The sequence below is a fragment of the Bacillus sp. C1 genome, from assembly GCF_054570475.1.
Genome location: NZ_JBTMZT010000003.1, coordinates 20,617 through 44,979, shown reverse-complemented (window position 1 = coordinate 44,979; position 24,363 = coordinate 20,617). Strand labels below are relative to the sequence as shown.

The following is a 24,363-nucleotide window of genomic DNA, read 5'->3' as shown; positions in this document are numbered from 1 at the left end:
AAATTAAATTATGTGTAGGATGGGATTTTTTATATATAAAATTAATCATAGAAGGCGAACGTCAAGCGCGACGATTCAATTGTTTTGGTAGCGGTGCCATCACTAAAAAAACTAGGCGTTACGAAATTCTATGAAGGTAGGATAGTATCCGTAGTAAATCCAATAAGGAGAATTTATATAAGTTTTTTCGATTATATAGCAGAATTAAAGCTTACATACATAGCACTTAAAATTTTTTACGGATACAGTATTTCATTAACAAGTTTGGTGGTAAAAGGAAAACAATAAATTTTTCTTTTTAATATCTGTAATACAGTGCGATTGCAACATATAGAAAGACTTTATTAGGAGGATACAAATCATGAACAGCGCAAATATGCCAAAAGGAAGAGGGAAGGTAAAGTGGAAACCGTTCACATCTACGCTAGAACAGTTTACTAGCATATGTGATTTAGACCATAACCTTGCCACTTTGGCAAAGTTATGGTTCTTTTTATTCGTGGCAAATTTATTGTTCCAAAAAAAGATTATATAATTGGCCGTTATTGTATACTTTTACAACTAATAAATCAAAAAAATTGATGAAAGGAAATTACCATGAAAGAAATTAAGTTGTATACTCAATCAACTACCTAAACCTTTGAAACGTATGAAAAGAAGTTTAAAGCATTGGCAGATCAAAAAAGGTTACACATTTTGTACGAATTGTGTCAGCGTGGAGAAACTTGTGTATGTGATTTAACTGGTGTTCTTGAATTACCACAATCAAAACTTTCATATCATTTAAAACTTTTACTTGATGCAAACCTTATTACGAAAGAAACAAAAGGAACATGGAGTTACTATAATATTAATAAAAAAGAAGTAGACGCACTATTATCTGAGCAATTATGCTGTATATCTCATCCTATGTCATAATTTTGGTTGGGACGAAAGGGCATTTTAATATATTTTAAATCAATTTTTTTTGATTAATATAACTTTTTGATAAGTGATTAAACTTGAATAATAATTATGGTTTTTAAATCAATTTTTTTTGATTTAAAGAATCCAATTAAAGAACTACACTTGCAAGTTTAGAGAAAATAAGGAGGCTTTTTTTCATGAAACCTATTCAACTTTCATTCAAAGTACAAGAGTGTTGCGGAACGGAAAATCAAACATTACAAAACAATAATGATATGCAGAGATTAAAACAGTTACCAATAGCCATTATTGGGGGCGGACCCGTAGGGTTGGCAGCGGCAGCACACTTAGCAAAACATGGTGAATCATTTATCTTATTTGAAGCTGGAGAAAATATAGGGTTAAATATTCTTACATGGGGTCATGTGCGACTATTCTCATCTTGGCAATATAACATAGATAAAGCGGCGTTGGATCTCCTTAAACAGCATGGTTGGGAATCACCAGACATAAAAGCATTACCAACAGGAAAAGAAATTGTAGAACAATACTTACAGCCACTTGCGAACCTTCCAGAAATTAAACCATTTATCCACTTGAATACTAAAGTACTATCTATAGGTAGAAAAGATACAGATAAAATGAAAACAGCGAATCGTGAAAAAGAACTTCGCCAACCGGAAAAAGACTTCTACATTGTAGGTTCAAAGAGTTATGGTAGGGCACCGACATTTCTAATGGCAACAGGTTATGAACAAGTTAGATCCATCGTCGCATATCTTACTGGAGACTATGAATCAGCAGAAAAAGTTGAACTTGATTTGCCGGAGACTGGTGTTTGTAGCGTAAATTTAAAACCTAATAAAGTCAATGATTCATGTTGTGGAACAGATTCGTGTTGTTAAGGAAAGTAACTGTAAGGAGACGTAATTTAATTTACGTTTCCTTATATTTTGAATTCGTGTTTCTAATTCCTTCAGCACATCTTCAGAAGCTACATCTTTCAAATATAAAATAGGAATTTTGGTTTTGCTTCGTACACCAATTACTATTTCTTTTATCGTTAATTCACGATGAGGAATATACCTTCGAATCATTGCGATATTTTGACTTCCAGTTTCTATGAATACTTGATGTGCACCTTTTAGAGCTATTTCGTTATGTGCGTCTTCAACACTTCTTTGTGGCCATCCTTTTGTATCCAATTGATGTGCTGTTGTTCGACTGTGAATTAATAAAACACTATCTCCCCCAAAATAGCATTTTCAACCTGACTCAATGTATTAATAATCTTAATTGGTCCTAATGGAATTGGAAGTTCTGTATTGGTATCAAAATCACTATTCATCAAAGGACTTAGAACATGATTTTGAATCAATTCTCTATCTGTTAATCCAGATAAATATACTAAAGCTGCTTCCAATCCATCTACTGTTATTTGAAACCGCCGAATTACTAAATCAGGCACTTGACGAAATATATTCTGAATGTGAGCTATGTTTTTTGATAAATCAGCGTCTAAGAGGGAGTCTTCAATATTTTTTTCCTGAAAATGAGTATTGTCTCGTATTGAACATGACTTAGGATTGTCTCTATATTTTAAACGTGTCAAAAATTTAGCCATGATTCCCTCACTTTCTATGTACCTTTTATAGTATGTTTAGTATGCATATATTAAGGAAAAATATCCTAATAACTAGAGAGATAACATCAGAATTACTCAATATAACAAAAATGTAATGTTAATGAAATGTAATTCCATCGATACTATAAATGAAATTATATAAAATGAATTACATAAATGAATGGGAGTTAAAGAATTTTTATAATGAAAAAGGAGAAGTATTAATGCGAAATATATTAAGTGTAGAAAAAATTGAAAAATATTATGGTAATAAAGATAATGTAACAAAGGCTATAGATAATATTAGTTTTAAGGTAGATGAGGGAGAATTTGTTGGGATAATGGGGCCTTCAGGAAGTGGCAAAACTACATTACTTAACTGTATATCAACTATTGATAATGTTACTACGGGAAAAATAATGATAAATAATAGTGACATTACTCGGTTAAAATCAAAGTCACTAGATAAGTTTAGACAAAATGAATTAGGGTTTATATTTCAAGACTTTAATTTATTAGATACCCTTACTGCTTATGAAAATATTGCCCTAGCGTTAACAATAAAAGGTGAGAAAAGTTCAAAAATTGATGGGAAAATACAAGCAGTTGCAAAGTATTTAGACATTGAACAAGTATTAAGCAAATACCCTTATCAAATGTCAGGCGGACAAAAACAAAGGGTTGGTTCGGCAAGAGCTATCGTAACAGATCCATCTTTAGTACTTGCAGATGAACCAACAGGATCGTTAGATTCTAAATCAGCTAGATTATTACTCGAAAGATTTGAAAGTCTAAATAAGGATTTAAAAGCTACAATACTTATGGTTACTCATGATGCATTTACAGCAAGCTATGCTCGTAGAATTCTTTTTATTAAAGATGGAAAAATATTTATCGAGTTGGTAAGAGGGAATGATTCCAGAAAAGAATTCTTTACTAAAATTATCGAAGTTATAACCCTTCTTGGAGGTGACGATAATAATGTACTCTAAGATTGCTATTGGGAATGTAAAGAAAAGTCTTAAAGATTATGCAATATATTTCTTAACACTAACACTGGCTGTTTGTATATTTTATAGCTTTAACTCAATAGAATCACAAAAGGCACTTATGGAAATTAACGCTTCAGATAGAAAGTATGTGCCTACAATAATGAACGCTATCTCAAATGTGTCAGTATTTATATCCGTAATATTAGGTGGTTTAATATTGTATGCAAATAATTTCTTAATCAAAAAACGTAAAAAAGAATTAGGAATATACATGACTTTAGGTATGGGAAGAAGAAACATATCCAGAATATTAGTAACAGAGACATTTCTAGTTGGTATTATATCTTTAGTGAGTGGGCTTATAATAGGTATTGGAGTATCACAGGGATTATCTACATTTGCATTAAAGTTATTTGACTTGCCCATCAATAAATATAAATTTGCAATTTCAACAGGTGCTATAGGTAAAAGCGTATTATACTTTGGAATCATGTTTTTGCTTGTTATGTTATTTAATGTATATGTTGTTTCTAAATACAAAATAATTGATATGTTAACAGCAGGTAGAAAAAACGAAGATGTAAAATTTAGAAATCCTCTTATCTATGTAATCACATTTATTATGTGTGTAGCATCACTTGGATATGCATATGTGACTGTACTAAAAATCGGATTGAATTATAAAAATCCTATGCTCATGGTATCAATCATTCTTGGCATATTAGGTACATTGCTGTTTTTCTTTAGTTTATCTGGATTTATATTATATGTTGTAAAGAAGAATAAAAAAGTCTATTTTAAAGGGTTAAATATATTTATCATTAAACAAATAAATAGTAAGGTTAATACAAATTTTATATCCATGTCTTTAATCTGTTTAATGTTATTCCTTACAATGGTGGCTTTATCTACAGGAATCAGCTTTAACAGAATGATGGACGCAACAACGAAAGAAATAACACCATTTGATGCCAGTATTACGTTGGAGAATAAGGATGAAAGTTACACTATAGAAGACGTATTAAATAAATTTAATTTTAAAATAAGTAATAACGAAAAATATGTATCTTATAATGTATATCGAACAGGGATGGAAGTGGTGGACTTTGTACCAGAACTTAAAGATTATAATAACAGTATAGATTTCATTAAAGTATCTGATTATAATAAAATTTTAAATCTTAAAGGTGAAAAGGAAATCACTTTAAATAACAATGAAATTTTACTTTTATCAAATGAAAGCCGGTTGGTTAATTCGACAAATGAAAGATTAAAAAATAGCAATAAGGTGAATATTAAAGAAAAAGAATATTTGGTAAAAAACGCTAAAGTTATACAAGAGAATCTTTACACTTATGATGTGCGAACTAATTACTTTACAATCGTTATAAATGATGAGTTTTTATCAGGCTACAAAATTACTGCATCCGTACTTAATGTAAATTATTTAGATGGAAATAGAGAAGAATATAATAAAAAATATGATAACGTTGCACGGGGCTTTTATGACGAAAATGGCCCGAAATTAAATATTAATCATATAGCAGGCAAATCAAAGGATGAAGTTTGTGCAGGAAGTAAGGGATTGAAAACTATCGTACTGTTTATTGGGATATATATAGGTATTGTATTTTTAATAACGAGTATGGCTGTATTAGCTCTTCAACAATTATCAGAAGCCAGTGATAGCATAGATCGATATAAATCTTTGAAGAGAATTGGTTCAAATGGAACAATGATCGACAAAACGATTTTTATTCAAACTTTCGTATACTTTAGTCTTCCAGTTATTCTTGCCATAATTCATTCTATAGTTGGAATTTATGTAGTCAATAAGTATATTAACACATTTCAACAAACAGACATTATTTTACCAGCATTGATGACTGGCTTAGTATTTCTTGTAGTTTATGTAGGATATTTCTACACGACATATGTCGGGTATAAAAATATTGTAAAAAGTAATACTTGATTTTATAATGCTCATTAAGGCTATTACACCTTGTTTCTCAAGATGTAATAGCCTTATATTCTATATAGGAAGGGAAAAGTCATGAAAAAAATCATTCTTATTGAAGATGATGAAATCATCAGAGAAGAATTACAAAATTTTTTTATAAAGTATGGATATGAAATAAAGGCTCCCACAGATTTTAATCATATTATCGAATATATAGAAAGTGAGAATGCAGACCTTATATTACTAGACATAAATCTTCCTGTGTTCGATGGCTATTATATATGCAGAGAAATACGTAAAACTTCAGATGTTCCAATCATCATGGTTACAAGCAGAGATAGTGATGTAGATGAACTAATAAGTATGAATTTAGGAGCAGATGATTTTATAACAAAGCCTTATAATACAGAAATACTATTAGCAAGAGTAACAAACATTTTAAGAAGAACATCTGGAGATTTCAAGACGAATAATATCTTAATTTATAGGGATTTTAATTTAAATCTTTCAAATGCAACAGTTACTTATCAAGACAAGTCTGTAGAGTTAACTAAAAATGAAGTTAAGATACTCTCATGCTTAATAAATAATCGCGGTAATATTGTAAAAAGAGATTCACTCATGGAAACCTTATGGAAATCTGATTATTTTGTGGATGATAGCACCTTAACTGTTAATATAAATAGATTAAGAAAAAAGCTTGAAGAGATAGGTATAGAAAATCCAATTGCAACAAGAAGAAGGTTAGGATATATAATGTCATGAATATAGGTGAATTTATTAAAGATAAAATGGTAGTAATACTATCTAATGTACTGGTATTTATTATACTAGCAGGTATATTGCTGACTGCGAATGTTCAGTTCATTATAATATTCTTTGTCTTTTGTATTTGGTTTTTTCCATTGATTTCATATATAGCTATAGAATTTATAAAATGTAAAAATTATTATAATGAAATTAATGGCATATTAGAAAACTTGGAGAAAAAATACCTACTTCCAGAGGTAGTAAAGGAAGCAAACTTTATACATGGGGAAAAGCTTAACGCTATACTGAAAGAAATAAGTAGAGATATGCATGAAAATGTAAAATATTATAGAGATATGCAATCGGGTTATAGGGAATATATAGAAACATGGGTACATGAAATTAAGACGCCGATAGCTTCTACAAAGCTAATAATTGAAAATAATCAAAATGAAGTAACTAATAAAATAGACTCCCAATTGGATCGAATCGAAGGGTTTGTAGAACAGGTGCTGTATTATTCTCGAAGCAATAATGTCGGTAAGGACTATATTATAAAACCAATCTACCTTGATGATGTAGTAAAAACTGTAATTAAAAGAAATTATAGAGATTTTATTCATAAGAGAATAAAATTAGATATAAAAGATATTAATGAAATCGTATATAGTGATAGAAAATGGGTTGAATTTATTATTAATCAAATATTAGGAAATTCCATAAAGTACTCAAATAACAAAGAACAAATAATACGTATATACTCAATTAAGAAAGCTAACTCAGTAATACTAACTATAGAGGATAATGGAGTAGGGATAATAACTAAAGATATAAATAGAGTTTTTGAAAAAGGATTTACTGGAGAGAATGGAAGGAGATTTAGCAAAAGTACAGGAATGGGTTTGTATCTATGCGAAAAACTGTGCTCAAAATTAGGAATAAAAATTGGCATTGAATCTGAAGTGAATAAAGGAACTAGAGTTACATTAATATTTCCGTTGTCAGGTATGGTAACTTTTGAGCCTTGTTTATAAAAGAGATGCTGCCATCTTTCCACGAATTTCGTATGAAACTTATAAATCAAAGCCTCAAAAAACTTTGTTTTTTGAGGCTTTTTTATATAGTTAGGATGGATAAATAGGGAATCTTTTAGTAGACGTTCTTATGAAAGAAATGAGGAAAATATGTGCCGATTTTTCGGAAAGGCTGATAAAAAGCATTAATAAAACTTTTCTCAAAAGAAGGTTCTTTATATTGAGGGAAAAGAAGGAAGAGTATAAAACGATATATACGTTAGATTTAAATTAGCCCCGAAGTTTTAAATTCCGCATAGATTTTTCAGGCGCCTGGCAAACCAAAATCCCGAAAACTTCCCCCTCGATAGATTCACTTTTGTGTTGTGGAGAGATAAAGTGGTAACAGAGGGAAAAGATATAGAAGTTTAAAAGAAAGCCGCCTGTAAGGGCGGTCTTTTTTGCATCTTAAATTTATTATTTCGTATTTTATAATCGTTTTTCTTAGAGAATTATCAGCGAATTTGAGTACGTGTATCCGATGTGATACAAATACATTTAAATCGACGTACATCTCGCACTAATAGGGGATACTAGTCTGTTAGCTGTTAGCTGTTAGCTGTTAGCTCCTGGAGGAGGATTAATTGCCCATGAGGCAAAACCTGGCCAAAGAAGAGGTGGTCACTTAATCAAAAGACACGTAGAAAAAACGGATGCAGAACTATTGCAAAGATTACAAAGTGACCCTAGAATACCAGCATCATCATCTTTCACTAATAGGGCTATAGCCGAGAGAGTAGCTAATGAAGTTTTAAGTAATCCACAAAATATAGCAAAAATAAATAGGTGGTTAAACAATCCTAATAGCAGACCAACCTTACCGCTAAGATATAACGGTAATAGTATACTTGGACGATATGTCGAAAGAGGATCAAATGGTGCTTTAGATGTGGAAAATGCTGTGATTGTTTTGAAAAAAGATAACCAAGGAAGTTTTATTATTACAGGATATCCAGAAAAGTAGAGGAGAATTTGTATGGAAAATAAATATAGCCATTATGAAGAATTAGGTGATTTCTTAGCAGGAACATTTCACCAAGATATTGAATCACCTGAGGAAGCTCTTAATGAATTTATAATGGAAGTTACTAAAATATGTATCGAAAATACTAAAAATGATATACTTTTGTTTTTAAACAGTAATCTAACTGATAGTGAAAAAGAGGAATTTATTAAATATAATGCTTACATTTATTTCCCTGCATTAAACTTAACAGCTATAGAATGGTTACAGCAGACCCTTGAAATACTAAAAGAAGCTATAAAAAGTAAAGAATAAAAACTAAACAAAGCCGACTCAGCTTGATATGAGTCGGCTTTACTATTACTTCACACTCACATACGCATCACTAGCCGTAATGTAGTACGTAGTTCCCTTCGAATTGTGTACTTTATATTGCGGTGAACCATTTACGTCAACTTTAGCGTCGATATCTTATGCTTTAAAGCCGTTTTCCCTAGAGAATTATCAGCGAAATTGAGTACGTATATCTGAAGTAATACAAATAGATTAGAACGGCTTATAAAACGTAGAATGTTGTCTAGTAAATTAGCCCCGAAGTTTTAAATTTCGCGTAGATTTTTCAGGCGCCTGGCAAACCAAAACCCCGAAAACATCCCTTTCGATAGGTTCACTTTTGTATATAACGAATCAGACCTGCATCTTAGACAAGAGAAGTGGATGAGAATAACTTCTAGGTCACTATATAAATTGATTTAAAAGTATTCTAATCGGCCTTTTAGTACTTGTAAGTTACATACTCACAGGTAATACTATGAGGTGTGCTAAATAGGTAAACCCCGACCTCGATGTGATCCTTTTTGGCTAAACTCATATCAGAACTATATAGTGAGGGCTCAAGTGGCAATAGTCAACTATGTAAGTTTGAGATAGCACAGCTCCGTAATATGTTTGCAGCCGTGCCCTGAAGTCCGCATCTTTTATTTGTCTCATTTGACTAAACTAATTCGTTATATTGAAATTCTAGGGTTGAATATATACTACCGTATAGGAAGACAAATATGAAAAAAGTTAGGACAATTTTTTCATTATCTTTGTAATCTTTTACACGTATAACTTTTCTATGTGCTATGAATTCCGTAATAGTCGTTGGATCATCAACAAGTTAATAGAGTATTTCATCAGCGATACATCGTCCACATTCCAATATCCTTAAATCCTAAACGCTTATAAATCCGCCCGGCAGCTGGATTATTATAAAATAAGCAAAGCGTTCGTCCTTCTTGAGTAAAATCTCGAATCATTTTTTGCAAGATGAGTGAAGCGTATCCATTCCCCCGATAATCTGGATGCGTACATACTCCAACAACCATTGCTGATAAGGTGAAAATTGATGAGTTAAAGCTCAGAGGGTATTACTGTAGAGTTAGTAAACCTAGAAGACTACCTATTTTAGAATTTATTAAGAGTAATTATAGGGGAGTTATAACCCACAGTCAAGCTCTAATAGTCCCAGCTCGTGGAGCATTTATACACATGAACACAACAGGAGGGGCTTAGTAGGTGAAAAGGTTGGATTTACCTTAACTATATATCCTTTTTCATTATGAACATAATTTCTAATGGAGAAACTTTGAAATATGGTATAATTTTCTATGAGCATAATAGAAAGGATTTAAACAATGGGAAAATTCCAAAGTAATTTACAAACAGCAACACAAATTGCTACGAAAATGGGATCAGCCTCTGACAGGATTCAAAGTACAACAAGTCGTTCTATAACAAAGGCGACGCGTACAACACTATCTGTTAATTCCAAAGCACAAGAAGCGAATCAACAAGTTTTAGATTTAACGAAACAATTTTCTGCTGCTTTTCAACAAGCGGTTGATAATATTCATTCGGTAGCTAACGATTTTGAGAGAATGGATAACGAACTTCAAAATATTTTTCGCTAATGTAATAACCTACGTAAAGTAAAACGGTAGGAGGAAAAAGATGAGTCAGGATATTGAAAAAGAAATCAAACAATTAAATCAAAAATTACGAAGAATATTTGAAGAACAGGATCGGAATCAATCTGCGATTCAAACACAGGAACAAGCAGAAGAAGATTTTCATATATGGAAAAATCAAAATCATCGCTTGTTTGACCGTATTTTAGGAACTTGGCATAGAGATCGAGAAATGTCACTGTTTTTTATGGATATGCGTCAAGATGCACAACACATTGAGCGAAAACTTACATTTGAATTGGAAAATCAAAAAGAAACATTGCTTAAGGAAAAACGAAATCTTAGCGACTTAGAAAATGACCTTTCCTATCAGCAACAACAATTAGTCAGGGAGGTCAATTCATGAGTTTGAATATGTATCTAGGGGAAGTACATACCCAAACACAAAGCATGAACGCTGTATGTACCGCGACGATTCAAGGTATGGAACAAGTCATTCAATCTATTGACGCTTTTGCAATTGATACTGTTCTACAAGGACAAACATATAGCAGTGCAAAATCATTTTTTGTACAAACATTTCGTCCTTTAGCACAAGGAATTATTTACTTATGTGAAGAATTAATCCGTCAGAACGATGCTTTTCCAAGTCAATTTCAATCGCAAGTCGCTTCGACAGATGTAATCGAACAAGAAATATTAGAACAAATCCAAGGGATTGACCAAACGAGAGCAAATATGGAAGCAATCCGTCAAACTGTACCCCTTCCAGGTACGGACGCTATGATGGGTATTTTTGATATGATGAAACGGAAACTGCAAGAAAAACTAGAACATCTACATGAATTTAATTATACTTCTAGTAGTAATTATGATACAGCAATCGAACTAGCTTCGAGTATCGCGCGAGGTCTTGCGGAAGTGCAAAGCGGGAAAGGTTTCAGCCTCGCAAGTGGTACGTTTAGTACACAAGGGTTGAATATGGAGTGGACGACTTCCATTCAAGCGATTGAAGAAGGTAGGAAGCGTCAGGCTGACAAACTTTTAAATGGTAGTTCAATTGAAGAAGGAGCAATGTGTGGTCCATTAAATAGTGGAAAAAAAGATGAATCCTTACTGGATAAGTTTAAACATGGTGCCGGAAATATTTACGAGAGTGCTCGGGACTTTGTACAAGGCGCTGGCAGTGCAGTTGCAGAAGACTATATTGGACTAACACCACCTGAGAATGATAAATTAGAAAGCAAGGCAACTTATCAAGCTGGAGAGTTTACTGGACATATTATATCAACGGTAGGATCTATTGTAGAAATTTTTGAAGGTATTTCAGTCATAGGCGGAGCTAATTTCTTAACCTTCGTCACAGAAGTAGGAACTGGTGGGTTAGCATCACCAATTGTTCTTCCATTAGATGCAGCTGCTACGGCGGCTGGTGTTGGTGCTGTTACACATGGTGGATATGTTTGGCATAAATCAATTCAAAATGCTCAGGATACTCTTCAAAAATTCCAGTCTTCTCCGTCTTCTGGTGGGCGTGTTAATAAGGTTAAAGATAGTGGTAAACTTGATAAAGAGGGAAATACTACTAAGGGGATGGATAATACTAGTAAGAAAACCGATGGAGCTAGTAAAAACACAAACTCTCAACTTAAAAAAGTGCTTGATGTAGCTGACAACTATACCTTAAATAATAGAGTATATGCTAATCATATTTTAGAAAGGCATGGAAGTAATAGTAATAATCCAGCTTTTGCAAATAAATCAAAATTTAATTCTAACTTTGATATTAGAGCAGGAATAGATAGTACGTTAAAGGGAAATGGTGTGTTAATGAAGCCTAATACTTCTGGAAGAGACGGATATATATTCGAACAAACTTTCAGACAACCTATTGGTTTTAAAGCTAATGGAAGGCCTGTTAACACTTTGAAAGTAGTTATTGATAAGAATGGAAATGTAATAACTGCGTTCCCGAAAAAATAGGAGGAGTATAATATGAGTTTAGACTTTTACGTTGGAAAAAATATGGATAGCATTGATTTTAAATCAAAATATGTGGAATTCGATGATGAGCTTCAAAACTATTTATACCATATTAGAAACAAAGTTTCTTTTGATATTCAGCCTTTATATGGAATAGATCCTTATGACGATACAATTTTTGATGAAGATGAGATAAAAACTATAATTACAACTTGTGTTAATCTATTAAACAGTAAAGTATTGGAAGAATATGATAGTGAAGCTTCAGTTTGTATATTAAATATCAAAAAATTATGTGAGGAAGCATTGCAGAAGCAAGAAAGACTTTTTTCAATAGGAGATTAATAAAAATTCTTTTTTACTAGATTCTGAAGGTAAGAAAAGAACTTTTTGAAGAACAAGTTTTTTTAGGACTGTATATTCCAATGAGTCATGTTACCTTGCTTGGAGTAAGTGAAGAGAAAGTTATATAGAAAATCTTTAAATCAAATTGTAAGCCGCTCATTTTTACGTGGGCGGTTTATCTTTTGTAAAACCCGGCATGTTGTCTAGTAAATTAGCCCCGAAGTTTTAAATTCCGCATAGATTTTTCAGGCGCCTGGCGAACCAAAATCCCGAAAACCTCCCTTTCGATAGGTTCACTTTTGTATATAACGAATCAGACCTGCATCTTAGACAAGAGAAGTGGATGAGAATAACTTCTAGGTCACTATATAAATTGATTTAAAAGTATTCTAATCGGCCTTTTAGTACTTGTAAGTTACATACTCACAGGTAATACTATGAGGTGTGCTAAATAGGTAAACTCCGACCTCGATGTGATCCTTTTTGGCTAAACTCATATCAGAACTATATAGTAACCAATGTAGTGATAGCTCTATGTTGTGTGAATCTTAGATAGCCAGCTCTGTAGTATACTCCGAGATTACATAAAACGATAAATAAGTGTAATCATTTCACTAGGGAGTCAAACCTTATGGTTAAGCCTTTTTTATATTACATAAAGTTATTACATAAAAGATTACATAAAACCTTTACACTTAGCATACCCTTATGTTACATTAAAGGTACAATAAATGTAAGGGGAGAGACTTTATGAGAATCGCTTATGCTAGGGTTTCAACTGATGAGCAATTGCTTGATAGACAGTTAGAAGCACTCAATAATTATGGCTATGATAGATTAATCCAAGAGAAATATACAGGAACGAAAAAAGACCGAGCAGGACTAACCCAGCTCATGGATACAGTAAGGGAAGGTGATACTGTTATTGTAGAAGCCATTAGCAGACTAGGGAGAAACACCCTTGATATCCTTACAACTGTTGAGGGGTTAAACACGATGGGTGTTACTTTCGTATCCCTAAAGGAAAATATGGATACTTCAACGCCAACTGGAAAAGCTATGTTCTCTATGATGGCAGTAATTAGCCAGCTCGAGAGGGACTTAATAGCAGAACGAACAAAAGAAGGACTAGCAAGTGCAAAGAAACGAGGGGTTAAACTCGGTAGACCTCAACTCGATAATGACAAAATAAGGGTAGCTTTACAGATGTATGACTCAGGAGAATACTCTATTAAAGATATTGTTAGTCATGTGGGTATTTCTCAAGGTAAGCTATATAAAGAGATTAATAAGAGGAAATTACAAGAAGGAACACGGGATAGGTAACGATTAAGTTGCTGCCTCGCTGTTTCTTTTTATTTGTATGCGAGTATGGACAATGTAGCTGCACCTCGTGTAGGTCTTTATATCCTTCACTACACATGTTTACCTGCTACTCAGTTAAAGATCCAACGAGAAGACACCTATCAGTTTAACCTACCTAGAGTCCTCTCCAGGAGCTTTGATGAATTAACTATCTCTATAGTATCGCCTTACAGTAAGCCTAGGAGGTGGGTCATACAGAGTATATCCTGTAGTCCTGCTTTGTTTGTGTACGTGGTTAAGCTTATGAGTTACACCTCATAGGTAATATGATGGCTAAAGCTTCACGGGTCTTTATATGTCGTCTTGTGAGTACGATCTCTATGAGTTTGTGCTCTGTGAGTAGATATCTACTGTGTTTGCTTTGTTAGTCCAGCTCCAAGGAATGGGGAAGGTTAAGCTTTGGGAAGTGGCCGGCTCGTAAGGGGAACTTTAAAAATAAATCTAAAAAGTTAAATGTATGTTTGAAAAAATAAGGCTAGGGGGGTAGGAAAATCCCTCATGGAGACAAACGTAGATGAAATTATGGGGATTAATTTTTTTAGTGAATTTTCTGTGAGTAAAACTACATCGCAACACTTGAATGTTCCCTCTCGAGCAAGCACCTCGTACAGACCACCAATGAGTTATACCTATCAAGTTAAATTTTAGAGTTGAAATTTTTTTAGATTAATTTTTTTGAGTAAAATCGAGTAGGTAATTCATCCAGTCACCTGTTGAACTTTACCTTAAAGGTGATACAAAGAGTTTCCCAGCTCGCTAGGTTCAAGGTATTTGAAATCGGTAGTCTACTAGAGTTTAACCTCTTTCACCCTTCTCTCTAGTACACTTCCCAGTAGGTTTACCACCAAAGCTATAGATGTAAAAGTTAAGTGTTACAAAATCTTAACTTGACAAGGTGTTTTTTGGGTGTCATTATAGTTATAACTATAGAGGTCAAGCTGATTGGTTAAGCCATTAGATTAATAATTAAAAAACTTAATAGGTTAACCTATTAGTCTATCTCATGATAAGTCAATATAAATGACCCTGAGATGATACGAATTAGTAATACTCAGTAAACAAAAATAAAAAAGAACTACTGAGGTGAACAAATTGGTTAACCTAAAGGATTCCGCCTCGTAAGGATTTGAAATATTATATATACGAGCTGGGAATGAACTAGGATTATCCCCACAAGTAAGTCTAGTCGATTCTCGACAAGAAATAGCCTTGTGAACTTACATTAAAGGATTTCCTCCTCAGATATTTTATTTTTTTTTGTTTGAGGAAGTAGGATCTACTTTAGTTAAACCTATATAAATTACATATGAGTAAAACTTGGAGCTGTGCTGATGGGTAAACTGTATTGTTTGCTTAGTTGGTATAGCTCTTTTTGTTTGCCACTTGAGAAGGGACATAGGGAGGGTAGCCAAATTGGGTGACACGAGACGGCCATGTAGTCTATAAGAATAAAGAAGGTTTTTTCGATGGGAACAGGGTCTATACTTAGAGCCACAAGGGATTGAGGTGTATTGAATCGACGCGTTTTTTTTCGCATATTTGAAGAATCGACGCATTTTTTTTACATACTTAACTAAGTTAATTAAAATGGAGTGTGTTAAGCAGGTACTACATGGTTTATCGCAAAAGATATCCTAACAGACATCATCGGATATAGAAACATAACGGATGCTTTAAAGAAGGTTAACACTAACGAGATCAAGACTAGACAAATAGAGGGAGCTAGATTTGTTGTTTTAACCTCCGAAGGATTAAATCAGTTCTTCTATAACACGAAAGCAAAGAAAGAGAAGTTCAAGACAATGAAAGAGTGGGCTATCGAGTCAGGATTGATCCCTCGACAAGTGGACAAGCAAGTTGTTACTAAGTTACCACCTCTAGGAGAAGTATTTGCTCACATTGAGTTTGGTGATCTAGAGGTACTAGAGATCGAAGGTAAACCTTGGTTTCCAGCTATCGAGTGCGCTGAAATATTAGGTTACAAAAATACCTTTGATGCAATCATTAAACACTGCTTAGGTGATGGGGTCGCGTTTCGCGAGGTGAATACCGAAGCGGGTAAAAGAGAAAAGAAATATATCTCAGAGGGAAATCTTTACCGTTTAATTATTAGTTCTCACCTTCCTAGTGCGCAACGTTTCGAGAGGTGGGTATTCGATGAAGTACTACCGAGTTTACGACAAAACAAGGGCTACGTGGTTGAGGGCGGTGAAACACAGTTTATTGAGAAACACTTTACAGGCCTATCTGATAACCTTAAAAGAATGATGGTAGTGGAGTTGAACGAGAACAATTACCAAGGGGGAATATTAATGAATACTACACAAGTTACTTTCGAGGTTATCGACAATAAAGAGCAACGTAATAACTTAGCTGAAAGAGTTGAGGTACTAGAAAAGGTTAAGGAGTTACTATTGCTTCCTAATATGGAGCTTGCTACAACAAGTCAGGTTGCTGAGTTTTATGGAGTAGATCTTGTAGCGATTAATAAAATTTCTACAAGACATAAAGATGAATTAATACAAGATGGGTATATAACTAAGTATGGAAAAGAAATAAAAGATATTTTAGGTGAAGACAAAATGTCCCTACCTAAAATTGAGCCTAAAAGAGGGCATTTCATTATTCATTATAAGGGACGCCAAACAAAGATTAATTACAGAACAGTAGGTCTCTTCCCCAAACGTGCAATCCTGAGAGTGGGAATGCTACTAAGAGACAGCGAGGTTGCTAAAGAGGTTCGCTCTCAACTGTTAAATATCGAAGAAAAAGCTAGCGAACAAATTAAAGTAGTCGATATCAACGAGGAGCCAGCTCTACAAACAAACATCGGTAAAGCTTTCGCTACAGGGGATATGATGAAAGTTATGCAGGCTACTATGGAGTATAACAACTTTAAAGACCGTCACATTAATGCCGTTGAGGAGGAACTCAAAGAGATCAAAGAAGAACTTGACGAGATTAAACCCGATGCGGAAAAATACAGAAAGTTTTTAGACGAGGAAGGACTAGCTACACTTACTACTGTGGGTAAGCACTTCTAATATAGTTAGGTTTCTCACCAAGTTCTCGCAGTTTATCGACCACCTGAGTTACTGTCAGCGAGCTATCTGTTTCAAGGTAGTCCTCATACTTTTCAACCTTCGGAGCTTGCACCTCGATGGTCTTATTTAATTCTTTGTTTTTAGTATGCAGATCGAGCACCATCATTTTCTTTACATCCTCGGAGAAGCTAGGGAAGTAATTCTCAATGAATTCCGCTTCACGATCTGTTTGTACAACTCCACCTGTTAAGCGAATCTGTTTAAGGATTTGCTTAACTTCCTTTTTCCGCTGTTTGGCTATTGGCTTACGAGATTGCATCAATACTTCGTAGATACCGTCCTCAGTGAGAAACATTGTTCCGTTTCCTCCTGTTCTACCTTCAAGATAATTATTGTTTAGTTTGACTTTTTCCTCGTCATCTACCGCTTTCAACATCATTGTTAAATTCGTATGGCCGATCCACTCAGCTACATCCTTTGCAAGGAAATATGGCTCTTCTACAGTCCCATAAACCTTAAAAGTTTGATCTAAAACGTCTTGTTGGTGAACAACTTGCAAATTACTCAAATAAAACTCCCCCTCAGTAATGTTATTAACTAAATATTACCACGGTATTACCGAGATAGATTAATCGTTGCAAACTAATAATTGAGTTGTTTTTTTCTGTTATAGATGACGCTATAATTGTCAATCTTGATAGAAATGGAGGTGATTTAAGTGATTTCTTTGCTGAAATATGAAGATTGGTTAGGTACTTTGGAAGTTAAGTTCGTAGTGGGCTTAATATATTTTATTATCAGAGATAAGCAAGATCATTTTGTTCACTGTGTATTCTCAGGGAGCTCGGCTCGTGAACTTATAAAAATTCTAACAGGTAATGAATCAATTGAGATTCTAGACCGTGGAGGTGATTTAATGAGTTTTCAATTGTTCAGAGATGGCGGTTTTGGTATCACTATAAATTCTAAGGGTATGTCAAAAGCATTTGCGATGAACCAGCAGCAAACTCAAGAACTGGTTGATTGGTGTCAAAAACTACATAACTTGTAGATTCTCTTCGGATTTGAGGGTAGATAAAGAGGGTGGTTAAGGTAGATGTAACTAAATAGGTTGAACACTAAAGCTGTAATTCACTGGCAATCTATAGAGGTTGCTTGATGGATTGCAGCTTTTTGACTTTGGTGGGATAGATGACTTGCGCAATACATAACATAGGTAACTCACGAGGTGCGACTTACTTGTGCTACACCTCTTTTAAATTTCAATTACCGTATTAAGATTATTCTTTTCAGGTTAAACATGAGGAGCTATAGCTGTGTCGCGAAACACGTCCCCATTTTGGTATTTACTTTATGAGGGGCAAAAAAAGAGTTTTTTATTTCATGTTACCTCCATTGGTAAATTTGCTAGCTGTTTTCTTCCAAGAGTCGGCTAGTCTTATTTATTGGAAGGTAATTGGCAATCAAGTAAAACAAATGTAAATAACAACAAAATAGATATTAAGGAGGAGTTACCAATGGGATTTTATGTAGATATTAAAAGGCTAACTCGTAAGAGAGGATTAACGTTAGATCAATTAAGTGACAAAACGGGAATTCACAAGGCTAATCTTAGCAGAATGAGCTATGGTGAACCGGTGAATATGAGAACAGTCAATAAGATTGCTTTAGCGTTAAACATTCAAGAAGCCAATGAGTTGCTAACTTTTAGAAAAGAAGAATACTGATAAAGGGAAAACATGGAGGAGAAATAAATGGATAATTTACAAGCAGCAAAACGGGAATTATTAGAAGCCGGATATGAAGTAGTTTCACAATCTCAAAAGAAAGCCCGAGAAAAATATCTAAATAGTATGAGCCGACGAGATGGGAGACATTTTACTATGATGAAACGAGACAAATTCAAAGTAATCAAAGAGAATTTAACTCTACAACAGCATGGTGTGTTACTTTATTTAGCAACTTGTATGAAAGTTAATCGAGAGGGGAATCTGTTCACTGAAAAAGGTGAGCTACTAACAGTTAAACACTTGGTAGCAAGCTTGGATAAAACACGCTCTCAAGTTAATAAAATCCTATCAGAATTAGAATCTAATGAATTAATCACTCGCAAAACGGTAGGGAAAACAACTTACGTAAATATGACTGATGCGGTATTTGTTTGTGAGAAGTTAAAAGAGGAATACAAGGTAGTTAAAATTTTCAAGGCTCACTTACAAGAGAAAGCTAAATCTATTTCGTTAAATGCTTTGGGGTTATTCGGTATGATGCTTTCATACATGAGCTGGACAACTAATTTAATTGTTGAGAATCCCGACGAGGAAGAAGCTAGCAAGCTTGTGCTATTAAAGCGTAAGCACCTAGAAGAGCTGCTTGGTTTATCTCGTCCAACAGTTAAGAAACTAATGGAAGAACTAGGGAAGAACCGCTTGATTGTAGAGATTAATTCAGTTACTGAGGCTATCTGTTTGGATCCAAAAGCGGTTAGTCGTCAGGCTAAAAAGATTACTTTGGAGGAACTGCTTGATAACATCGAGAAAGCCTCCTTCTCTAAAGAGAACTTTAAGAAATAAGACTGCAAATTTCACCACTATAACGTTACCCCATAGGGAACACAAAAATATTACCTCAAGAGAAGAGCGAAGGAGATAAATCATAATGAATGACTTACAAATATTTGAATCAGAATTAGGACAAGTTAGAACAATCTGTCAAGGAGAAACCGTTTGGTTTGTGGCCAAAGATGTATGTGACATCTTGGAGTTGAATGATACAAACAAAGCTTTATTAGCTCTTGATGATGATGAGAAATCCAAACACGAACAATATTCGGGTTCAGGTAGAAAACCGATGATAATCAATGAATCAGGTCTTTACTCCTTGATACTTAGAAGTCGAAAACCACAAGCTAAAGCATTTAGGAAATGGATCACTAGCGAGGTGATACCTAATATAAGGAAAGAAGGTGGTTACCTAGTAACTACCGAGGAAGATGACACAGAAACGATCATAGCTCGAGCTCTTATTCTAGCTCAGAAAACAATCGAGAAGAAGACTAAGCAACTAGAGCGAGCTCAACAGGTTATCGAGGAGCAAGCTCCACTCGTTGAGTATGTTAATGAAGTGCTATCCACGGAAAACTTTTACACAGCTACAGAGATAGCTAAGTCTTTGGGATTGCGTTCTCCTCAGGAACTCTACAATAGACTAGTTGAGAAGAAGATAATCTATAAGAGTAGGAAAAAGAATTACCTACACAGAGCTAACTATGAATTCTTGAGAAGTGAAAACTACATTAGATATGAAACTAATATGTTTGGTCTTACGATGATGTTTAGCGAGAAAGGTCGTTATTGGATAGCTCAAGAGCTAGGAATTATCAATAAGTAAGTCCTCTCATGTTACCACTCTTTACCCACAAGTAACCCCCAACAAAATTAATCCCCGAATTACACCTCGAAGGGGAATAAACCAATGGAGATGATTATTTATGTTAAACACTATTAAAAGTTTATTAGAAGGTAACAATAAAAAGATTAAAACTGTAGAAGCGGCTCAAAAGGAATTGGACAAATTAGAAACTCAAGTATCGGACTTACAAGGTAAACGCTTAGGTGTCGCTCAACAGATCGGCGAGGTAGAAAACGCTGTGCGTATTATTTCAGCTAATCTAGTAATTGACGAGAATGATAAAACAGCTTTAGCTAGCAAAGAAAAAGGTAATAGGAAACTAAAGAACTTACAAGTTGAATTGAGCGAGTTTGATACTAAGATTGCTGACACTCAGCAGCAAGTTCTAGAATCTAAGAAAGAGTTATTCCGTTCTCAAGGCGAAGAGGCTCGAAAGAATAACGTTGAGGGAGTTAAACAGCAAAATACAATTGACAATTTAATTAAATTCTTCAAAGCAGAAGACGTTTATGGTTCTTGCTTATTTAGATACGTAAGGAAAAATCATGTTATTGACCTTGCTCAGGCTTATGGCTTAGGTGACTTTCAACAAATTAACCCTGTTGACCAATCCTTTGTATTTGAAGCTAACCAGGAAGATGTGGCAAAAGGGAAAGAGAAAGCTAACGAGATTGTAAAGGAAGCGTTAGAAGCTATGAAAACTGTACTTGATAAGCATGACATCGAGCTTGATGAGGAGACAGTTAAACGTATTGAAAACCTATAATAGTGGTTCTTATGGTAGGTGCACCTCGCCAGCAATAGCAAAGAAGGTGCGATTCATTTATATAACTAATGAGGTGGTTAAAACATGAGCAACCGTATGGAGGCAGATTCCTTAGCTAAACTTATAATGCAGAAAACGGCAAGAAAAACACAATCTCCTTTTCTAGTTGGTCGAGTAGTCGAACTTATAGATAGTAACTATTCAAAGAGTACTGTACTTGTTAATTTTGAGTACTTTGGAGATTCGAATAAACCTGTATCATGTAAGCTGTCTCAAAGAGCTAGAAAAAACTTACAAGATAAACCACAAGGTTCAAAGGTTTTAATTGGTAAGTTTAGCGACTTATATGTAGTACTAGATATTATTTTGTAACGAGGTGAAAATATATGAATTACAAACGATACGAGTCAAACCTTGTCAGTTCCTTCTCAGAGGGAATTGAACAAGGGAAAGATTTAATTCGGGAAGCTGAGTTGTTTTCGGTAGGCGCTTATAGGAGGCGAAAATACGAGGTAGCTGACCTTCAAAGATTGGCTAACAATTTCATTACTGAGGAGCAAGTACCTATCCAGCTAGATCATTCTGAATCAGCAAAGGATACAGTAGGCTTCCTCGATAGTGTAAAAGTAGTAGGTAATAAGCTTGTGGGAACTGTCAGAGTAATTGACGAATTCACCAAAGAGCGTATTGCTAAGAAATTAATGAAAAAACTCTCAATCTCTTTCTATACGAACTCTCAAGGTAAGCCTGAGAAGATTCGTGAAGTATCTTTCGTAGCATTCCCTCAAGTTAAATCCGCACAACTCTTCAAAGAACAATCCCCACTAGCTGAACTACAAAGAAAAACTGATATGTTACAATGTGAAGTTAATCTTATGTTGCAATACTCGGAGGTGCGCTCTCAGGCTCAGCAAATTGAATTAGGGCTTAAGCAGCTAACTCGAGAGTTCAGTAAGAGGGAACCGCCAAAGAAACCGATAGTTTGTGAGATTGAAGCTACCAAGAAGGCTCAAGGAGAATTTGACAAATTCTATGAAGAATACACGAGTAATCTACATTGGAGTAACTAACGAGGTGATACTGATATGGCAAGACGTAAACTTCCGAAACAACTAAGGGAGTTCATGCAAAAAGCTGAACAGGAAATACAAGCAGGTGATAACGAGGAGCTTATTAAGGTGTTCAAGAGAGACCTTAAGGTGAGTGCTACTATTTGTGGTGCTGTTCAGAAAACTGGAAAGATATGTGCTAGAAAACCAGTTATCCATGAGGACGGCTCTACTAATGGACGTTGTGTATGGCATGGTTCAGGCTCTAAGGGAGCAACTACAGAGGAAGGGAGGGAAAAAGCTATGGCAAATTTAAACCCTAAAGCAGCAACTATACATGGTATTTACTCTAAGGATTTTCGCAATACGCTCACTAAGGAGGAAGTTGAGTTATACAACTACTTTGTTGATTACTTTTGTGAACACTATGAGGTCGACCCTTTCAATCTAAGTTTAGTGGATAGATATGCTATGAACTATATCAAAGTGGGGCGACTTGATTCTACTAAGTTCTTATCTGACTCGCAAAGTTATAATGATCCGGAGATTAAACTAATTCGCTACATTGAGACTCTAGGGTTGAATAATAAGTTCAAAATGAGCAAGGAAAACAAAGATAATCCTAGTAAGGTTGATCTTAATGCTTTATTTGACCTGGGTAATGAACAGTAAGTGAATATATGGTATGGCGACTCGCTAGGCACGCCTTGTAGGTGGTGAAACGGCCGTCTTCAGTGAGAACGGATACAAGAGAGCTCTCAACGAGCATAACTAAGGAGGATGCACTATGAAATATCTATCTGTTGAAATTACTTATTCTTATAATACGAATCCTAACGAGGTGTACATTCAAGAGCACTATACAACTACTGAGGGAGACCTAGAAGCTGCAAAGAACGATCTTCAGGAGGTGTTCACTCGAGTGTATGAACAAGGCTTTTCTTTGCTAGCTGGTGGTACTCTCTATAATGTAGATGTGAAAGAAATCAGCGAGGAAGAATACCGTCACCTCAGTTTACAAGAGGAAAATAAGCTGTGTAAGATGACTGAGAAGTGGGGACACGTTTACCGCTAAAAGTAAGGCTAGGGGGTGTTTCTATCTCTGTATCAGCTATCTATTGATTTGTCAGTTTTGACTAAAATTGCTTTACCTGAGGAGAAAAAAGACTTTGGAAATTTAAGACAAACTCTAACAAAAAATACTAAAGAGCAGGGAGGAATCCTTGCTTTATTTTTTTGTACATAATTACCAAATAGAGTATCATTAAATTAGGATACCTGAGGGGAGAGAACTATGGAGAAAACTAATAAATATAGTTATATAGTTGTGAATGAATTTTTAGAAGAGCTTAATACATATGTTGAAACAATACAAAAGTTTGCTAATTTTGGTAAACAAATACACAACGCAATAGATGAGGTGAAAAAAGAACTTGCCTCTCCGTTAATTGATATTGACTGGGATGGAACCATGAGAATTTGGATGGAGTCTGCTGAGAAGCTTGGAGAACGAGGGTGGACATTTCCGTTAAGTATGACTCCTCGTGAAGTGGTTGAGTTTTCTGAGATTGAAGATATAGATACAGCGATGGAGGAATACTTTAGTCATGATAATGGATATGCATATACGAGAATGAAAAGAGAGGTGCTTGACCATAAACTTGTTGAAAGTTGGAAAGGTTTATTAGAACAATGTTTTAATAGTTACGAGAACGGAAACTATTTAGTAGCCATTCCAAACTTATTCATTATTGTTGAAGGTATAGCACGTATGCTTATATCCGAAAAGTTTGAGAAATACAAAATAAAGAAAAGAACAAGCTTGAGGGGTCAGTATGAAAAAGTAAGAGAAGATGTATCTACAGATAGAGTCTATATAGTTGCATATGCGTCTGTTGGAGGCTTTTTAAATCAAGTATTTCAACGAGGTAATTTTGAAGAGAATCCAACTCGCTTTCCAATCATAAATAGAGACTGGGTACTTCATGGGAAAGATGCTCCGGTTAATTGGAAAAAGGTTGATGCTTTAAGGTTATTTAATGCTATTTATTCGCTTACAGCAGTAGATTTCTTGCTAGAAGAGCCAATAGAATAGAGGAAGTATGAGAAAATAATTATATATAAATGTTTCGGAAGAAGTTGAGGAGTAACTTTAGGGTTTACTCCTCGTCTGATTTCT

At 34.5% G+C, this 24,363-nt stretch carries 24 protein-coding genes and 5 pseudogenes; 25 read left to right on the top strand and 4 right to left on the bottom strand.

What is annotated here, in order from left to right; translation table 11 throughout:
- Positions 1 to 361 precede the first annotated feature (361 nt).
- The 3 genes and pseudogenes from ACX5JI_RS11185 to ACX5JI_RS11175 all read left to right on the top strand — a co-directional run bounded on the left by ACX5JI_RS11185 (position 362) and on the right by ACX5JI_RS11175 (position 1,811).
- The gene (locus ACX5JI_RS11185; protein WP_459501119.1) at positions 362 to 535 is read left to right on the top strand and encodes a hypothetical protein; all 174 of its coding nucleotides are present in this window, start codon (positions 362 to 364) and stop codon (positions 533 to 535) included.
- Between the two features lie 113 nt (positions 536 to 648).
- A pseudogene (locus tag ACX5JI_RS11180) lies at positions 649 to 918 on the top strand (ArsR/SmtB family transcription factor); the annotation flags it as partial.
- Positions 919 to 1,103: 185 nt separating this feature from the next.
- A complete protein-coding gene (locus tag ACX5JI_RS11175) occupies positions 1,104 to 1,811 on the top strand; it encodes an FAD-dependent oxidoreductase (protein WP_459501118.1) in 708 nt (235 codons plus the stop codon).
- A gap of 42 nt (positions 1,812 to 1,853) precedes the next feature.
- Here the strand turns inward: ACX5JI_RS11175 and ACX5JI_RS11170 are convergent.
- Positions 1,854 to 2,530, bottom strand: a pseudogene (locus ACX5JI_RS11170) (spore germination protein); the annotation flags it as partial.
- A gap of 224 nt (positions 2,531 to 2,754) precedes the next feature.
- Here ACX5JI_RS11170 and ACX5JI_RS11165 point away from each other — a divergent pair.
- The 6 genes and pseudogenes from ACX5JI_RS11165 to ACX5JI_RS11140 all read left to right on the top strand — a co-directional run bounded on the left by ACX5JI_RS11165 (position 2,755) and on the right by ACX5JI_RS11140 (position 8,584).
- A complete protein-coding gene (locus ACX5JI_RS11165; RefSeq protein ID WP_001244401.1) occupies positions 2,755 to 3,522 on the top strand; it encodes an ABC transporter ATP-binding protein in 768 nt (255 codons plus the stop codon).
- Positions 3,512 to 5,494, top strand: coding sequence for an FtsX-like permease family protein (locus ACX5JI_RS11160; protein ID WP_459501117.1), 1,983 nt, complete (start codon positions 3,512 to 3,514; stop codon positions 5,492 to 5,494). The genes ACX5JI_RS11165 and ACX5JI_RS11160 overlap by 11 nt, the downstream gene beginning before the upstream one ends.
- Before the next feature lie 81 nt (positions 5,495 to 5,575).
- A complete protein-coding gene (locus ACX5JI_RS11155; RefSeq protein ID WP_459501116.1) occupies positions 5,576 to 6,247 on the top strand; it encodes a response regulator transcription factor in 672 nt (223 codons plus the stop codon).
- Positions 6,244 to 7,266 (top strand): sensor histidine kinase, encoded by a 1,023-nt coding sequence (locus ACX5JI_RS11150; protein WP_459501115.1) that lies wholly within the window; start codon positions 6,244 to 6,246, stop codon positions 7,264 to 7,266. Before ACX5JI_RS11155 ends, ACX5JI_RS11150 begins: the two co-directional genes overlap by 4 nt.
- A gap of 601 nt (positions 7,267 to 7,867) precedes the next feature.
- Positions 7,868 to 8,269 (top strand): annotated as a pseudogene (locus tag ACX5JI_RS11145) (RNase A-like domain-containing protein); the annotation flags it as partial.
- A gap of 12 nt (positions 8,270 to 8,281) precedes the next feature.
- Complete coding sequence (locus ACX5JI_RS11140) at positions 8,282 to 8,584, top strand: contact-dependent growth inhibition system immunity protein (protein WP_016079286.1); 303 nt, start codon at positions 8,282 to 8,284, stop codon at positions 8,582 to 8,584.
- 45 nt (positions 8,585 to 8,629) lie between these two features.
- On the opposite strand, the pseudogene ACX5JI_RS11135 reads toward ACX5JI_RS11140, so the two are convergent.
- Positions 8,630 to 8,710 (bottom strand): annotated as a pseudogene (locus ACX5JI_RS11135) (N-acetylmuramoyl-L-alanine amidase); the annotation flags it as partial.
- Positions 8,711 to 9,447: 737 nt separating this feature from the next.
- A pseudogene (locus tag ACX5JI_RS11130) lies at positions 9,448 to 9,651 on the bottom strand (GNAT family N-acetyltransferase); the annotation flags it as partial.
- Positions 9,652 to 9,948: 297 nt separating this feature from the next.
- Between ACX5JI_RS11130 and ACX5JI_RS11125 the strand changes: the two are divergent.
- From ACX5JI_RS11125 to ACX5JI_RS11100, 6 genes are all read left to right on the top strand, one after another.
- Complete coding sequence (locus tag ACX5JI_RS11125; RefSeq protein ID WP_098101497.1) at positions 9,949 to 10,224, top strand: TIGR04197 family type VII secretion effector; 276 nt, start codon at positions 9,949 to 9,951, stop codon at positions 10,222 to 10,224.
- A 40-nt stretch (positions 10,225 to 10,264) separates the two neighbouring features.
- A complete protein-coding gene (locus ACX5JI_RS11120; RefSeq protein WP_098101498.1) occupies positions 10,265 to 10,627 on the top strand; it encodes a DUF3958 family protein in 363 nt (120 codons plus the stop codon).
- Positions 10,624 to 12,204, top strand: coding sequence for a T7SS effector LXG polymorphic toxin (locus ACX5JI_RS11115; RefSeq protein ID WP_459501114.1), 1,581 nt, complete (start codon positions 10,624 to 10,626; stop codon positions 12,202 to 12,204). Before ACX5JI_RS11120 ends, ACX5JI_RS11115 begins: the two co-directional genes overlap by 4 nt.
- A gap of 12 nt (positions 12,205 to 12,216) precedes the next feature.
- Complete coding sequence (locus ACX5JI_RS11110; RefSeq protein ID WP_459501113.1) at positions 12,217 to 12,549, top strand: hypothetical protein; 333 nt, start codon at positions 12,217 to 12,219, stop codon at positions 12,547 to 12,549.
- 750 nt (positions 12,550 to 13,299) lie between these two features.
- A complete protein-coding gene (locus ACX5JI_RS11105) occupies positions 13,300 to 13,875 on the top strand; it encodes a recombinase family protein (RefSeq protein ID WP_459501112.1) in 576 nt (191 codons plus the stop codon).
- Between the two features lie 1,841 nt (positions 13,876 to 15,716).
- Complete coding sequence (locus ACX5JI_RS11100; protein ID WP_459501111.1) at positions 15,717 to 16,958, top strand: BRO-N domain-containing protein; 1,242 nt, start codon at positions 15,717 to 15,719, stop codon at positions 16,956 to 16,958.
- Here the strand turns inward: ACX5JI_RS11100 and ACX5JI_RS11095 are convergent.
- A complete protein-coding gene (locus ACX5JI_RS11095) occupies positions 16,936 to 17,526 on the bottom strand; it encodes a BRO-N domain-containing protein (RefSeq protein ID WP_459501110.1) in 591 nt (196 codons plus the stop codon). The two genes, ACX5JI_RS11100 and ACX5JI_RS11095, sit on opposite strands and share 23 nt — an antisense overlap.
- A gap of 150 nt (positions 17,527 to 17,676) precedes the next feature.
- On the opposite strand from ACX5JI_RS11095, the gene ACX5JI_RS11090 reads away from it, so the two are divergent.
- The 10 genes from ACX5JI_RS11090 to ACX5JI_RS11045 all read left to right on the top strand — a co-directional run bounded on the left by ACX5JI_RS11090 (position 17,677) and on the right by ACX5JI_RS11045 (position 24,279).
- Complete coding sequence (locus ACX5JI_RS11090) at positions 17,677 to 18,009, top strand: hypothetical protein (RefSeq protein WP_459501109.1); 333 nt, start codon at positions 17,677 to 17,679, stop codon at positions 18,007 to 18,009.
- A gap of 466 nt (positions 18,010 to 18,475) precedes the next feature.
- Entirely contained in the window at positions 18,476 to 18,685 is a 210-nt protein-coding gene (locus tag ACX5JI_RS11085) for a helix-turn-helix domain-containing protein (protein WP_459501108.1), read from the top strand.
- A 27-nt stretch (positions 18,686 to 18,712) separates the two neighbouring features.
- The gene (locus tag ACX5JI_RS11080) at positions 18,713 to 19,531 is read left to right on the top strand and encodes a MarR family transcriptional regulator (RefSeq protein WP_459501107.1); all 819 of its coding nucleotides are present in this window, start codon (positions 18,713 to 18,715) and stop codon (positions 19,529 to 19,531) included.
- A gap of 85 nt (positions 19,532 to 19,616) precedes the next feature.
- Positions 19,617 to 20,348, top strand: a complete 732-nt coding sequence (locus ACX5JI_RS11075; protein ID WP_459501106.1) for a BRO family protein — start codon at positions 19,617 to 19,619, stop codon at positions 20,346 to 20,348.
- Between the two features lie 100 nt (positions 20,349 to 20,448).
- Positions 20,449 to 21,135 (top strand): hypothetical protein, encoded by a 687-nt coding sequence (locus tag ACX5JI_RS11070; protein ID WP_459501105.1) that lies wholly within the window; start codon positions 20,449 to 20,451, stop codon positions 21,133 to 21,135.
- Between the two features lie 84 nt (positions 21,136 to 21,219).
- Positions 21,220 to 21,507 (top strand): hypothetical protein, encoded by a 288-nt coding sequence (locus tag ACX5JI_RS11065; protein ID WP_459501104.1) that lies wholly within the window; start codon positions 21,220 to 21,222, stop codon positions 21,505 to 21,507.
- A 14-nt stretch (positions 21,508 to 21,521) separates the two neighbouring features.
- On the top strand, positions 21,522 to 22,205 hold the full coding sequence (locus tag ACX5JI_RS11060) for a hypothetical protein (protein ID WP_459501103.1): 684 nt from the start codon (positions 21,522 to 21,524) through the stop codon (positions 22,203 to 22,205).
- A gap of 15 nt (positions 22,206 to 22,220) precedes the next feature.
- Positions 22,221 to 22,856, top strand: coding sequence for an HGGxSTG domain-containing protein (locus tag ACX5JI_RS11055; RefSeq protein ID WP_459501102.1), 636 nt, complete (start codon positions 22,221 to 22,223; stop codon positions 22,854 to 22,856).
- 115 nt (positions 22,857 to 22,971) lie between these two features.
- Positions 22,972 to 23,259: a hypothetical protein gene (locus ACX5JI_RS11050; protein ID WP_459501101.1), complete on the top strand. Its 288-nt coding sequence runs from the start codon at positions 22,972 to 22,974 to the stop codon at positions 23,257 to 23,259.
- Between the two features lie 219 nt (positions 23,260 to 23,478).
- On the top strand, positions 23,479 to 24,279 hold the full coding sequence (locus ACX5JI_RS11045) for a hypothetical protein (protein ID WP_459501100.1): 801 nt from the start codon (positions 23,479 to 23,481) through the stop codon (positions 24,277 to 24,279).
- Positions 24,280 to 24,363 lie beyond the last annotated feature (84 nt).